Here is a 12,957-nt window from a genome sequence, read left to right on the forward strand (position 1 = left end):
CAGTGCGACGCAGATTCGAAGGCCGACTATCCGCTAAATCTCAGCCAATAGCGCCTTGATAAGCTGGCGGGATGCCCCAAACTTGTCTGCAATGAGCCTGGCAGCCATCGGACGGTCGCAAGAACCGCCTTCTGCTGCCGATAAACTTCTGATGCGCTGCCCGGTCACAAACTTGAGATCGGTCAACCCTGCGGCTGCCAAAGAGCGCATGCTGTCGGTGACGGCGCGATTTTGATAATGGATGGTGATTCCTACGATGGACTTCAAAGACTATTACAAGATTCTCGGTGTGGAACCGACAGCGGACGATAAGACGATCAAAGCGGCTTATCGCAAACTGGCGCGCAAATACCACCCGGACGTCAGCAAGGAAAAGGACGCCGAAGCCAAGTTCAAGGATGCCTCGGAAGCCTATGAAGCGCTGAAAAGCGCCGACAAGCGCGCCGAATACGACGACTTGCGCAAATACGGCCAGCACGGCCAACCGTTCCAGGGCCCGCCGGGTTGGCAGGGGCGTGGTGCAGGTGGTTTCAGTGGCGGCCAGGATACGGGCGATTTTTCGGACTTCTTCAGTTCGATCTTCGGCAACCGTGGTCCGGGTTTTGGTGGTGGGCAGTCGGGCCGCAGCGCCGGACGTCGAGGGCAAGACGTGGAAATGGAGCTTGGGATCTTTCTGGAAGAAACCCTCTCGAACGAATCGAAGAAGGTCACCTTCCAGGTGCCGCAGTACAACGCGGCGGGCCAGCACGTCAGCAACACCAGCAAAAGCCTGAACGTGAAAATCCCGGCCGGCGTGACCGACGGCGAGCGCATCCGCCTCAAAGGGCAGGGTGCACCGGGAGTCGGTGGCGGGGCCAACGGCGATTTGTTCCTGATCATTCGCTTCGCGCCGCATCCGAAGTTCGACGTCGAAGGCGAGAACCTGATCATCACGCTGCCGCTGGCACCATGGGAATTGGCACTGGGCACCGAAGTGGCTGTGCCTACACTCACAGGCAAGATCAACCTCAAGGTGCCGGCCGGCAGCCAGAATGGCCAGCGCATGCGCGCCAAGGGCCACGGCTTGCTGAACAAGGCCGGTCAACGGGGTTATCTGTTCGTGCAATTGAAAGCGGTCATGCCAAAAACCTCGAGCGATGAGGTCAAGGCGTTGTGGCAGGAACTGGCGAAAAAAGCTGCATTCGACCCGCGAGAAAATTTCTGATCCAAGAGACGGAGTAGCCCATCATGAGCAACCCCCTGATCGTTCAACTGGACATGGCAGAATTCTGTGAGGCGGCCGAATTGTCGGACGTCTACGTGATCGAAATCGTCGAGCACGGCATCCTCGAACCTCAGGGCAAGCAGCCCAAGGATTGGCGTTTCAACGATTATGAGCTGGCGCTGGCCAAACGTGCCGCCAAGCTGCGGCACGACCTGGAGCTGGAGTGGGAAGGCGTCGCCCTGGCGCTGGATCTACTCGAAGAAGTCCAGCAGCTGAGGGCGGAGAACCGGATGCTGAAGCAGCGGTTGGGGCGGTTGGTGGTGGAGTAGGTCGTAGGGTGTGGACGGGGGCGCCTCGACGCCTCCATCGCTTTACTGACCAGTGAGGAACCAAGGGCCCACCTCCTTTGGTAATGGTCAAAAATCAACCACCTGGTGCTGGTGGGTCCCTTCTGATTTGGTCTTGTATCGAGCTCAAATTCGCCTTTTCATAACTACTATGCATAACCCTGCCATCTTCAGTTACTTGACCACGGTAAAAACGGGTGGCACCGCTCTCTAGTCTTCTTGGCGCAAGAGGAGGGACTACATAGGTAGACGTTTCGGCTTGGACCCACGGCCGTCTTCCGGACGAGCCTGGCAACGAGGGGTTCTGCAATGGAGCCGGCGTTGTACTTCTTCCCGTTGGACCGTATGCGTTGCTGGCTACGGCGCTAAATACTTGACCAAGAGGAGATTCTGGTTTGAGGTAGCGCCTTGGCGGTGGAACTTGATAGTCCTCATACCCGTCCGGTAGCCCTCTACGTCTATTGTTTCGCACCGATGGGGGTGTTTGTGGGTTTGTGTTAGAGGGGAGGTTCACTGTTGACGTTGGAGTAGCCGTCGCACGCGAGCTCACTGGAAGTGGCACATATTCGTTGCGGCTAGTTCGTGGTCTGGCTTCGAGAGCAGGAAACGAATTTGTCGTTCTGGGTTTGAATATCCTCTTGATATTTCGCCCCCACTTTGCAGGGTTAAAGTGCCCCGACGGATCTGAACCCATCACTGGCTCACCCCCACAATACATTTAGGCATTCAACCCGCCCGCTCCAAACGGACTCCAGCCGTCCGGACTATGGAAACACATCAAGACCGGGTTGTAAGCTCGATAGCCGTTGCCCAGTAAATACCATCCGATGTTGCTTTCGCGTATTTGACCGTTGAACCCTAGGTTCGTGGCTATCTTCTGCCGGGCGGTCTGGTAGCCATAGGCGGAATAAGCAACGGAGTTAGGACGCCCCCCCGCAAGTTCAGCGAATATCGAGTGCTTGCTGTCAGTCGCCAGCAACAGGGAGCGTGGCGGGTGTGGAGGGCCGGAGGTCATGGGAGCCTTTCCTTGGTGAGAAAGTCGACTTTGATCAACGCCCCTAGTGTGCCTCTACTGCAGAGTGCCGGGAACTATCAGAACTGATAGTGAGGTGCCGGTGGCTCTTACACAGTGCTGCGGATATTGCGCGGCAACACCACCGTGAACAACGTCCCGTCGGTTTCGTTCGAACTGACTTTAATCGTCCCGGCGTGGGCATCGACCACTTCCTTGACGATAAACAAACCCAGCCCGAGGCTGGTGGAGGGCTGGCCGAGTTGTTCATCGGCGCTGCGCACCAGCGGGTCGAAGATCGTGCCCAACGCGTCGTCGGGAATCGGGGCGCCGTAGTTATGCACCGTGAGGCGAACCGCATCGGGCTCGCCGCTGAGGGTGACCGTCACATCCCGCTTGTTCAACCCATGCTGCAACGCGTTGCCGATCAGGTTTTGCAGCAGTTGAGCCAGGCGTCCGGCATCCCAGACGCCTGTCGTGTCTCCCTCGACATGAACCGTCGGATCACACTCCGGATTGCCGGCACACGCTTCGGCAATCGCCGCGTGGGCGGCATCGGCCAGGTCCATCGGTTTCGGTTCAATCGGCAGGCGCTTGCCCAGGCGACTGCGCACCAGCTCCAGCAAATCGCTGACCATCACCGCCATGTGCCGCGCGCCACGCTTGATATTGACCGCGCAAGCCAGCGCTTCGTCTTCAAGCGGGGCTTTGCGCATCAGCAATTCGGTGGACATGCTCACGGCTTGCAATGGCGCGCGCAGGTCATGGCCGAGAATAGCCAGGAAGATATCCCGCGAACGATTGACCTGTTCGGCATAAGCCGCCGTGGATTCGGCAAGGGCTTCATCGATGGCTTCATTGAAACGGATCATGTCCTGGAAGTAGGCAAGGTCCGGCGATTCCAGGCTGTTGACCCACAACCGGATCACACAGGCGCGCAGGTGGCGGAATTCGCTGGTCATCTGCACCAGATCAAAGCCCACGGTATGCCGCAGTTCACCATGGCTGGCGCCGGCTTCGTCGAGGCTCGGGGTTTTCTCCGGGCCTTCGCCTTTGGCCTTGGCGCGTTGTTCGCTGGCGGTTTGCGCGGTGGTCATGTCTCGAGCGGCGGCCAGCAGGATTTCCTTGGCGTGATCACGCAAGGAAACCCGATCCATGTTTTCGGCTGCCGGGGTAATCGTTCTGGCGAACTGCTCCCATTCATCGACGATACGGTCTACGTGTTGCCTGATGAATTCGGATAAGCGCATGGTCGGTTTCCTGGTGGCAATCTGGGGGCATCTTAGCCTCTTTGACGTCCCCTAAAAACTCCCATTGTGCCGGCCACCATACTTCGGTGGCTTCAGGGGGCTAATTAATTGTTTTTTAGAATCTGAAATTCAATGCAATGTTGATTTATCTCTATGTTCCCAGTGGCTTTTTAATCTTTTTTTTTAAACCGCATTCAGTAGTCTGGTGATTCTTTTTCATCGCATAAGGATTTGCGAAATGACCCAACTATCTGACGTTCCGGCGCTTCAAAATAATTCCGGACAGGGAGAGGGCAAAGATAATGTTCATCGTGATTATCTACTGGGCAAACTGCCTTCGCCGGTAAAAGACGCACCGGTTTCGCGACTGCTCACGATGGCTGATTCGACAGTGGATTTCCCGGAGTGGTATTTGAATGCACGCGCCATTGACCGTCAGTACCTCAAGCAACTGACCGATGAGCGCTGGCGTACCCAGGTTCCGCTGGACAAAGCGCTGGAGGATTTGCAGCAGGACATTTCCGCCTTCGCCGAACCCTTGCTCGTCAAAGCATTAAAGGAACAACTGAATCTCGATCTGGACGTCAATGCGACGCTCATTCGGCTGTATATCCCGGCAAAGCTGGGTTTTGGCATCGATACCAATGCCAGTCGATTGAGGCAGTCCACGTTGCTGGAAGCGGCGCTTCACAATTTCGAGGCGCCCGAAACGCAGGCCGGCGGTTTTCGCGATGGCTCTGGCATCTTCACCCTGGACGGCGAAAATCAGTTACTGCGGCATGCGCTGACCGTCGAACGATTTGCTGACCTGTGCCGCACGCTTGATATCGGAATGCACTATCAGCAGCACATAAAAGGCCTGCTGAGTCCGCAAGAAGGTACGGCCAAAGCGTTGGTTGAACGGCAATGCCTGGCCAGCGAAAAAGCCGCTTTCAACGAAGCCGCGCTGATCGCTTACTTGAAAAACGACATCAGTTCCTATGGCTACGGGAAACTCAAGCAAGTTAGTGACGATGAAAAGGGCATCCTTTGGAACAATCGCCCTTTGCAATGTCATCGACTTTCGCTGATGGGGTTCAGGTTATCCGGCATCCTGTTATTCAGCGCAGTGGCAGACCCCACTGAAGTCAAAAGAATTTACGACAGTCTGGTTCCCGCGCACCAGCGCACACTGCTGGAATGGTCCAGTCGTTTGACGCTGCTGCCAGGCCAGGAATTTGAACAGTTCAAACTGCTCGAGGCGTTTTTCGCCAATGGCCCCGGCGGTCTCGTCGACGCCATGTTGCAAAGGGAAGATGGTTTTCAACAAAGCCGTCTCGACGGGGCGTTGATCGCCTATGTCCCGGATGATCCCAGGCACCCGCTCAAAGAGTATGCGTCCTTCACTGACTTCATGAAGGAGCTGACGAGCCAGTTGCGCTCGCCGGACTATCAGCAGTTTTTCAGCCGATTCGTCGCACAAAAAGACCATGGCAAATTCTTTGCCCGGCTTCGCGAACGTTTCACCACGTTCACCTGGACGCAGCGTGAGCCGCTGGACATGGGGCCGTGGTGGCGAGAGACCGCGGTTGAAAACGCCAACGCAGAGCCCATCACCAACATCATCTCAGGCGATCTCTGGCCGCAAATCGGTCGCTGGCGCAGGGACAAAGCGATTGCGGATGCGCGGCGTATCGCTGTGCCGACCGGGGACGAAGACGCGACCACCCGCTGGAATCGGTTGACCAGTTATCTGACCATCGGCTGGAACGTGTTCAACTTCGGCGCCATGTTGGTGCCCGGGCTCGGCGAAGCGATGCTGGCGGTCATGGTCGGGCAGATGCTGTTCGAAGCCATGGAGGGCATTGAGGAGTGGAGCAAGGGCGACAGGGAGGAAGCGGCGGCCCATCTCACCGGGGTCATGATCAATTTTGCACAACTGGCGATCATGGCGGCGGGAAACGTTTTACCCGCCGGTGCAGCGGCGTCGGTCAAACCGTCGACCTTTATCGATCAGTTGAAAAAGGTTGAGTTGCCTGACGGCCAGACGCGCCTGTGGAAGCCGGACCTGTCGCCCTACGCCCATGACCTGACGCTGCCCAACGGAACGAGGCCAAGCGAACAGGGGCTGTACCGCCACAGTGAAAAAGACTTCCTGAAGCATGAAAGCAAACACTTCGAAGTCAGAAACGATCCGCGCACGGGTCAGCCACGCCTGCAACATCCGGAGCGGCCGCAGGCGTATCAGCCAGCACTCGAACACGACGGTGCGGGCGTCTGGAAGACCGAGCTCGACCGACCCGTCGAGTGGGACAAAACCACACTCATGCGGCGCATGGGGCCGGCGGTCGAGGGTTTCTCCGATACCACGCTGGAGCAGATTCGGCTCGTCAGTGGTATCGAAGAAGACCTGTTGCGCAGATTGCATGTGGTCAACGAACCGGCGCCAGCATTGCTGACCGACACGATAGAACGGTTCAAGACCTGGGCCGACGTGCAAAAGCTGCCGGAACAGATTCTGCGCGATGAGGTGCCTGAAGCGTTCATCGAGCAGGTGCCCCGTTTGCTGGTTGACCTGCCGAGATGGCCTGAGCAAAAAAGTATCGAGCTGTTTGACGGCGCTGGTTTTACGGGGCGTTCGACTACGTACGGCAATGTCGACGCGTCGCCGGCCAACACGCTGAAGATAAGCCGAGCCGAGGTCAGCGCAGGAAAACTTCCAGAGCTTGCCGTGAAGTTCATGAACGAAGCCGACGTCCACGCGATGCTTGGGCAGGGCATTTCGGCAGACGAGCACATCCGGATCGACGCGTTGAAAAACAAGATAGCCGTGCGGGCGGGCCATCAGCGTGAGTCGCTGTTCAACGCGCTGGATCGCCGTCTGCAACAGACCGACAATCGGCAAGTGCTGGCGCTCCAGGACGCGTTCGGCGGCCTGCCCACGGTGATCGCCCGGGAGTTGCTGGCCGACGTCGAACCGCAAACCCGGCTCAACATCACCGAGTCTTCGCGCATCCCCTTGCAACTCAGAGAACGCACGCGGGCAACCTTGCAGGCGATACGAGCGGCACGCGCCTACGAAGGGCTGTTTCTCGATGCCGCGTACGGCGTCGATACCGAACGGCTGGCGTTGCACTCGTTGCAAGCGTTGCCCGAGTGGCCCGACAACGTGCGGATCGAAATCCGCGAGGATTCATTTGATGGACCGTTGCGCGCCAGTGTCGGCCCGGCGGATGCCTCCGTTCGCCGGGTCCTGGTCCGCGAGGACGGTCAGTACCAGGCCCGTGATGACGATGATCTGCACCTGCATGGGCCGGACGACCTCTACGTGTCCGTGTTGCATGCCCTGCCGGATGCCGAACGAAACACACTGGGGTATCACATCAATCAAGGCGCAACGCTCAAGCAGGCCGTGCAAAAAACGCCATTGTCACGGGACAGGTTCAACGTTCTTCTGGCGGATAACCCTGTTAGCAAACCCGCGTACGACCCGGCCACGATGCGGCTGCGTGGCGGCATGCGCGGGGTTTCTCAGGGCGTGCGACGGGTCGCCGGGCGGTTGACGCCGCAAGAGCGGGTCCGAGTCGTTCGTCCCGGATGGACGGAGGCCGAGGCGCAGGCTTATCTGGAGGCGGGTGGCAGCGACGTCAGTCTTGAACAGAGGGCGAGTGCACTGGAAGGGGAATTCGATCGGCTCAATGTCAATTTTCAACGTTGGTTGAGGTCACCGACCGAAGGGTCCTGGTTCACTGGCGCCGGCGCCGCCGAGTGGCAATCCAGAAACGCGGTATACAAAGCGATCAGGGAGTGTTGGCAGTACACCGGGTTGCGCCATGTGGATTCGTTCGGCGAGCTGCAAGGCGCTGTGCTTGACCTCGAGAACATACCGTTGGGTCGTCATTTGCGCACTATGCCTATGCTGGAGGGCACCTTCGATCACGTCACCCGCCTCAATCTGACCCTGACCGAATTGACCGATGCGCATATTTCCCTGCTCGATCATTTTCCCCGATTGCGTTCGCTCAACGTCAACGGTAATTCGCTCACCCGGTTTCCTCGTGCCGTCGGTCGCATGCGCGCGCTGACGGAGCTGAGCATGCGAGGAAACCGCATTGTGCTGGATACGCAAGGCGCGGCGGACCTGCGCAACCTGACACGGCTTCAAGCCCTGGACCTGTACGGCAACCCTCTGGGCCGGGAACCGGATATTGGCAGCATGCGCATGTTGCATACGCTGATCCTGGCCGACACTGGCATTCGGACCTGGCCGGACGGTTTGTTCGCGCAGCCACGCTTCCGGCATTTTTACCTGGACATGCAGTACAACGAAATCACCTACGTGCCCATGGTCGCGCGTGGCTCCATTGAGGCGGAATTGCTGGCGCGCACGGTGTTGAGCCGGGACACGGATTATCTGCCGGCCTTCAATCTGCAGACGCTCAGGGAGTACATCGCCTCCGTCGGCATGGACCCCGATCGACCGTATCCGCCTCGTGGCGTGCGTGACAGCCTCGATTGGGAGGCCGGCATGACCCGACGGGAATGGGTGGCCAAACAGGCAGTGTGGAACAGCGTCGAGGATGAGATCGGCTCGCTCGGGTTTTTCAACGAGATTCGCAAACTCACGGAATCGGGACATTTCAAACACGACACCGGGTTTCGGGTCGACATGACCGCCAAGGTCTGGCGAATGCTCGAAGCGATGTCGAAAAATACCGAGCTGCGGCAAAAACTCTTCACTATGACCACCGTGCCCACGGCGTGTGTCGATGCCGGCGCGCAGCTGTTCAACGCCATGGGAATGGAGGTGCTGATTCATGAAGCCTATGAACTGGCCAATCCCGCGCTGGTAGAGGCTGAACTGGTGACGCTGGCGCAGGGCAAGTCGCGTCTGGATGAGCTCAGCAGGATTGCCCGCAAAACGGTGTCCGAGCGCGAGGCGATGGGCGAGCAATTCAGGCGCGTCAATGCCGCGGGCGAGGTCACCGGCACGATTGATGAGGTTGAAGTTCACCTGGCGTTCATGACGGATCTTGCCGAGCGGCTGGACCTGCCCTGGCAGACGCGAAAAATGCAGTTCAGAAAAATCGCCGCGGTTACGCCAGAGATGATCGAGGATGCTTTTCGACGTGTGCTGGACCTTGAGGAAGGAGAACTTCTGGGGGATTTACTCGTCGATCAACCGTTCTGGGCATCCTATGCCGAGGGGGTCAATCGGGGGGTTATCAAAGGTTTCCGTCGCCGGATCGAAGCCACGATCGAGTTCTACTCAGCGTTGGAAAAACGCGCAACCGAGACAACACTTTCTCTGGAGCAAAAGGCTCAGTTAAAGGAAGAACTCAGGGTGCTCGGTGCTGAATTGAACAAACCGCAAAGCGCGTTTGCACCGGGACGCGTCATGACCGAAGCGGAATATGCCGCCGAGCTGGAAGCCATCGACGAGGACAGGAAAACGTTTATCAAAACGTTCACGCGCCAGGCGATCGAACGGGCAAAACTGCAACGGGTGGAAATGCCCTTCACCGTACAGCCGAACAGCTGATCGTGGTTGTTTGACGCCGGGGCCCGGCAGGGCCCCGGTGATCCAGTCGATCGATCAAAACAGGAAGTAACGCTGAGCCATCGGCAGCACATCCGCTGGCTCGCACCACAACAACACACCGTCGGCCTTGACCTGATACGTCTGCGGATCGACATCGATACTCGGCAGGTAGTCGTTGTGGATCAGATCGGTTTTCTGCACCTCGCGGCAGCCTTTGACCACGCCGATTTTCTTCTTCAAACCCAAGGCCTCGGGAAGACCGGCCTCCTGCGCCGCCTGACTGATAAACGTCAGGCTGGTGGCGTGCAACGAACCGCCGTAGCTGGCGAACATCGGGCGGTAGTGCACCGGTTGCGGTGTCGGAATCGAGGCGTTGGCATCACCCATCAGACTGGCGGCAATGGCGCCGCCCTTGAGGATCAGCGTCGGTTTGACGCCGAAGAACGCCGGGCGCCAGAGCACCAGGTCCGCCCACTTACCAACTTCAATCGACCCCACTTCATGGCTGATACCGTGGGTGATTGCCGGGTTGATCGTGTACTTGGCGATGTAGCGTTTGGCGCGGAAGTTGTCGTTGCCTTCGCCATCACCGGGCAACGGGCCGCGCTGTTTTTTCATCTTGTCGGCGGTCTGCCAGGTGCGCGTAATGACTTCGCCGACGCGGCCCATGGCCTGGCTGTCGGAGCTGATCATCGAAAACGCGCCGAGGTCGTGGAGGATGTCCTCGGCGGCAATCGTCTCGCGCCGGATGCGGCTTTCGGCGAAGGCCACGTCTTCGGCAATGCTTGGGTCCAGGTGATGGCAGACCATCAGCATGTCGAGGTGTTCGTCGATGGTGTTGCGGGTGAACGGCCGGGTCGGGTTGGTCGAGCTCGGCAGCACGTTGGCGAAGCCGCAGGCCTTGATGATGTCCGGAGCATGCCCGCCGCCCGCGCCTTCGGTGTGATAGGTGTGGATGGTGCGGCCCTTGAAGGCGGCGAGGGTGGTTTCGACGAAACCCGACTCGTTGAGGGTGTCGGTGTGGATCGCCACCTGCACGTCGTACTGATCGGCAACACTCAGGCAGTTGTCGATGCTCGCGGGTGTGGTGCCCCAGTCTTCGTGCAATTTGAGACCGATGGCGCCGGCCTTGACCTGTTCGATCAATGGCCCAGGCAGGCTGGCGTTGCCCTTGCCGGTGAGGCCGATGTTCATAGGGAAGGCATCCGCCGCTTGAAGCATCCGCGCCAGGTGCCATGGGCCGGACGTACAAGTGGTCGCGTTGGTGCCGGTGGCCGGCCCGGTGCCGCCGCCGATCATGGTGGTGACGCCGCTCATCAGCGCCTCTTCGATCTGCTGTGGGCAGATGAAGTGGATGTGCGTGTCGATGCCGCCGGCGGTGAGGATCATGCCTTCACCGGCGATCACTTCGGTACCGGCGCCGATGGCGATGGTGACGTTCGGCTGTACGTCCGGATTGCCGGCCTTGCCGATGCCGGCGATGCGCCCGTCCTTGAGACCGACGTCCGCTTTGACGATGCCCCAGTGGTCGATGATCAGCGCGTTGGTGATCACCGTGTCGACGACTTCGGCGGCCAGTAGCTGGCTCTGACCCTGGCCGTCGCGGATGACTTTGCCGCCGCCGAATTTCACTTCTTCGCCGTAGGTGGTGAAGTCTTTTTCGACCTCGATCCACAGTTCGGTGTCGGCCAGGCGGACCTTGTCACCGACGGTGGGGCCGAACATGTCGGCGTAGGCTTGACGGGAAATCTTCATTCGTTCGCCTTGAGATTCAATTGAATTTGAAATCGTTCGCTGCGCTCACTATCGCGAGCAAGCCCGCTCCCACAGTTGATCGCATTCCCCTGTGGGAGCGAGCCTGCTCGCGATGGGGCCAGAACAGACACCGTGTCACCTAGAGGTCACCCATGATCCGCCCGGCAAACCCGAACACCCGGCGATGCCCGGCCAGGTCGACCAGCTCGACCTCGCGGCTCTGCCCCGGTTCGAAGCGTACGGCGGTGCCGGCGGGGATGTTCAGGCGCATGCCGCGGCTGGCGGCGCGGTCGAAGGTCAGGGCGTCGTTGGTTTCGAAAAAATGGTAGTGCGAGCCGACCTGGATTGGCCGGTCGCCGCTGTTGGCCACTTTCAGGCTGACGGTGCGGCGGCCGACGTTGAGTTCGATGTCGCCGGGCTGGATCTGGTACTCACCGGGAATCATCAATGGGCTCCTTGGAGAATCTTGTAGTAAAGGGCGGTCGGCTTGTACTGGCCGCTCGGGTCGCAGGCGTAGTCGGGAATTTGTCCCGCACGGGTGTAGCCCAAAGCCTTGTAGAAGTCTTCGGCGGGGGAACCGGCTTCGGTGTCGAGGTAGAGCATGCCGCGCTTGTGCTGGAGCGCGGCCTGTTCCAAAGCGCTCATCAACTGTTGGCCCAAGCCACGGCGGCGCGCGTGTTCACGCACCAGCAGTTTCTGTACTTCAGCGCGGTTCAGGCCGTTGGCTTTCTGACACAGGGTCAGTTGCACGCTGGCCTGCACCTGTTCGTCCTTGACCACCACCCACAGCAGCACGTTGCCTTTGTTCAGGTCGTCTTGAACGCCATCGAAATAGGCGCGTGCCTGAGTGGCATCCAGATCGGCCATGAAGCCGACACTGGCGCCATAGCCCACGGCGTCAAGCAGCAGATCAATCAAACCCTGGCGATAGTGCGCAAAGCTTTCAACATTGACGCGTCGCAGCTGGGCGGCGTTCATCGGACATTACTCCTTGCTGGCGGGTGGCGGTTCGGCGCCAGGATTGAGGGTCAGTTGCATGAAGGTCAGGTCCAGCCAGCGGCCGAACTTGGTGCCCACCTGCGGCATCTGCCCGGTGGTCACGAAACCGGCGCGTTCATGCAGGCGGATGGAAGCGGCATTGCCGCTTTCGATGGCAGCGACCATCACATGCTTGTCGCAGCCTTTGGCGCGTTCGATCAGTACGTCCATCAATTGCGGGCCGAGACCATTGCCGCGCTGGTCGCTGCGCACATAGACCGAGTGCTCGACGGTGTGGCGGAAACCATCGAACGGTCGCCAGTCACCAAATGAAGCGTAGCCGAGTACGCTGTTATCGCCGTCAACGATCACCAGAATCGGATAGCCCTGGGCTTGCCGGGCGCTGAACCAGGCCTGACGGTTGCCCAGGTCCACGGCCTGTTCGTTCCAGATCGCCGTGGTGTTGAGCACGGCGTCGTTGTAGATGTCGCGGATCGCCGGCAGATCGGCGTGCACTGCATCGCGGATGTGATAGGTCATGGCGCGGCCTCAGGCGATGGGTTGGTGGACGGTGACCAGTTTGGTGCCGTCGGGGAAGGTGGCTTCGACCTGGATCTCCGGGATCATCTCCGGGATGCCTTCCATCACTTGTTCGCGGCTGAGCAGGGTGGTGCCGAAGTGCATCAGCTCGGCCACGGTCTGACCGTCACGCGCGCCTTCGAGCAGCGCTGCGGAGATGTAGGCCATGGCTTCCGGGTAGTTGAGTTTCACGCCGCGCGCCAAACGCCGCTCGGCGACGAGGCCGGCGGTGAAGATCAGCAGCTTGTCTTTTTCGCGTGGGGTCAGGTCCATCGTTTGGAATCCATCTGGGCAGATAAAAATTATTGGAT

General features: G+C 59.3%; 11 protein-coding genes. 3 read left to right on the top strand and 8 right to left on the bottom strand.

Annotated features, from left to right (window positions below; all coding sequences use genetic code 11):
- Positions 1-33: 33 nt before the first annotated feature.
- A complete protein-coding gene (locus F8N43_RS25945; protein WP_150633400.1) occupies positions 34-267 on the bottom strand; it encodes a hypothetical protein in 234 nt (77 codons plus the stop codon).
- Between F8N43_RS25945 and F8N43_RS25950 the strand changes: the two genes are divergently transcribed.
- The gene (locus tag F8N43_RS25950; RefSeq protein ID WP_150633399.1) at positions 257-1,204 is read left to right on the top strand and encodes a DnaJ C-terminal domain-containing protein; all 948 of its coding nucleotides are present in this window, start codon (positions 257-259) and stop codon (positions 1,202-1,204) included. The genes F8N43_RS25945 and F8N43_RS25950 overlap by 11 nt on opposite strands.
- Before the next feature lie 23 nt (positions 1,205-1,227).
- A complete protein-coding gene (locus F8N43_RS25955) occupies positions 1,228-1,533 on the top strand; it encodes a chaperone modulator CbpM (RefSeq protein WP_150633398.1) in 306 nt (101 codons plus the stop codon).
- A gap of 736 nt (positions 1,534-2,269) precedes the next feature.
- On the opposite strand, the gene F8N43_RS25960 is transcribed toward F8N43_RS25955, so the two are convergent.
- A complete protein-coding gene (locus F8N43_RS25960; protein WP_150654545.1) occupies positions 2,270-2,566 on the bottom strand; it encodes an RHS repeat-associated core domain-containing protein in 297 nt (98 codons plus the stop codon).
- A 107-nt stretch (positions 2,567-2,673) separates the two neighbouring features.
- Positions 2,674-3,813 (bottom strand): sensor histidine kinase, encoded by a 1,140-nt coding sequence (locus F8N43_RS25965; RefSeq protein WP_150654546.1) that lies wholly within the window; start codon positions 3,811-3,813, stop codon positions 2,674-2,676.
- 238 nt (positions 3,814-4,051) lie between these two features.
- On the opposite strand from F8N43_RS25965, the gene F8N43_RS25970 reads away from it, so the two are divergent.
- Positions 4,052-9,334, top strand: coding sequence for a dermonecrotic toxin domain-containing protein (locus F8N43_RS25970; RefSeq protein ID WP_150654547.1), 5,283 nt, complete (start codon positions 4,052-4,054; stop codon positions 9,332-9,334).
- A gap of 54 nt (positions 9,335-9,388) precedes the next feature.
- Here F8N43_RS25970 and ureC read toward each other — a convergent pair whose 3' ends face one another.
- The 5 genes from ureC to ureA form a co-directional block, all read right to left on the bottom strand.
- Positions 9,389-11,089 (bottom strand): urease subunit alpha, encoded by a 1,701-nt coding sequence (ureC, locus tag F8N43_RS25975; RefSeq protein WP_150639634.1) that lies wholly within the window; start codon positions 11,087-11,089, stop codon positions 9,389-9,391.
- Between the two features lie 139 nt (positions 11,090-11,228).
- Positions 11,229-11,534, bottom strand: a complete 306-nt coding sequence (locus tag F8N43_RS25980) for an urease subunit beta (protein ID WP_008146494.1) — start codon at positions 11,532-11,534, stop codon at positions 11,229-11,231.
- A complete protein-coding gene (locus tag F8N43_RS25985; protein WP_150639633.1) occupies positions 11,534-12,067 on the bottom strand; it encodes a GNAT family N-acetyltransferase in 534 nt (177 codons plus the stop codon). The genes F8N43_RS25980 and F8N43_RS25985 overlap by 1 nt, the downstream gene beginning before the upstream one ends.
- Positions 12,068-12,073: 6 nt before the next feature.
- Positions 12,074-12,607, bottom strand: a complete 534-nt coding sequence (locus tag F8N43_RS25990) for a GNAT family N-acetyltransferase (RefSeq protein WP_150639632.1) — start codon at positions 12,605-12,607, stop codon at positions 12,074-12,076.
- A 9-nt stretch (positions 12,608-12,616) separates the two neighbouring features.
- Positions 12,617-12,919, bottom strand: a complete 303-nt coding sequence (gene ureA / locus F8N43_RS25995) for an urease subunit gamma (RefSeq protein WP_007907366.1) — start codon at positions 12,917-12,919, stop codon at positions 12,617-12,619.
- Positions 12,920-12,957 lie beyond the last annotated feature (38 nt).

Origin of the sequence: Pseudomonas fluorescens (assembly GCF_902498065.1) — a bacterium.
Taxonomy (GTDB): domain Bacteria; phylum Pseudomonadota; class Gammaproteobacteria; order Pseudomonadales; family Pseudomonadaceae; genus Aquipseudomonas; species Aquipseudomonas fluorescens_BJ.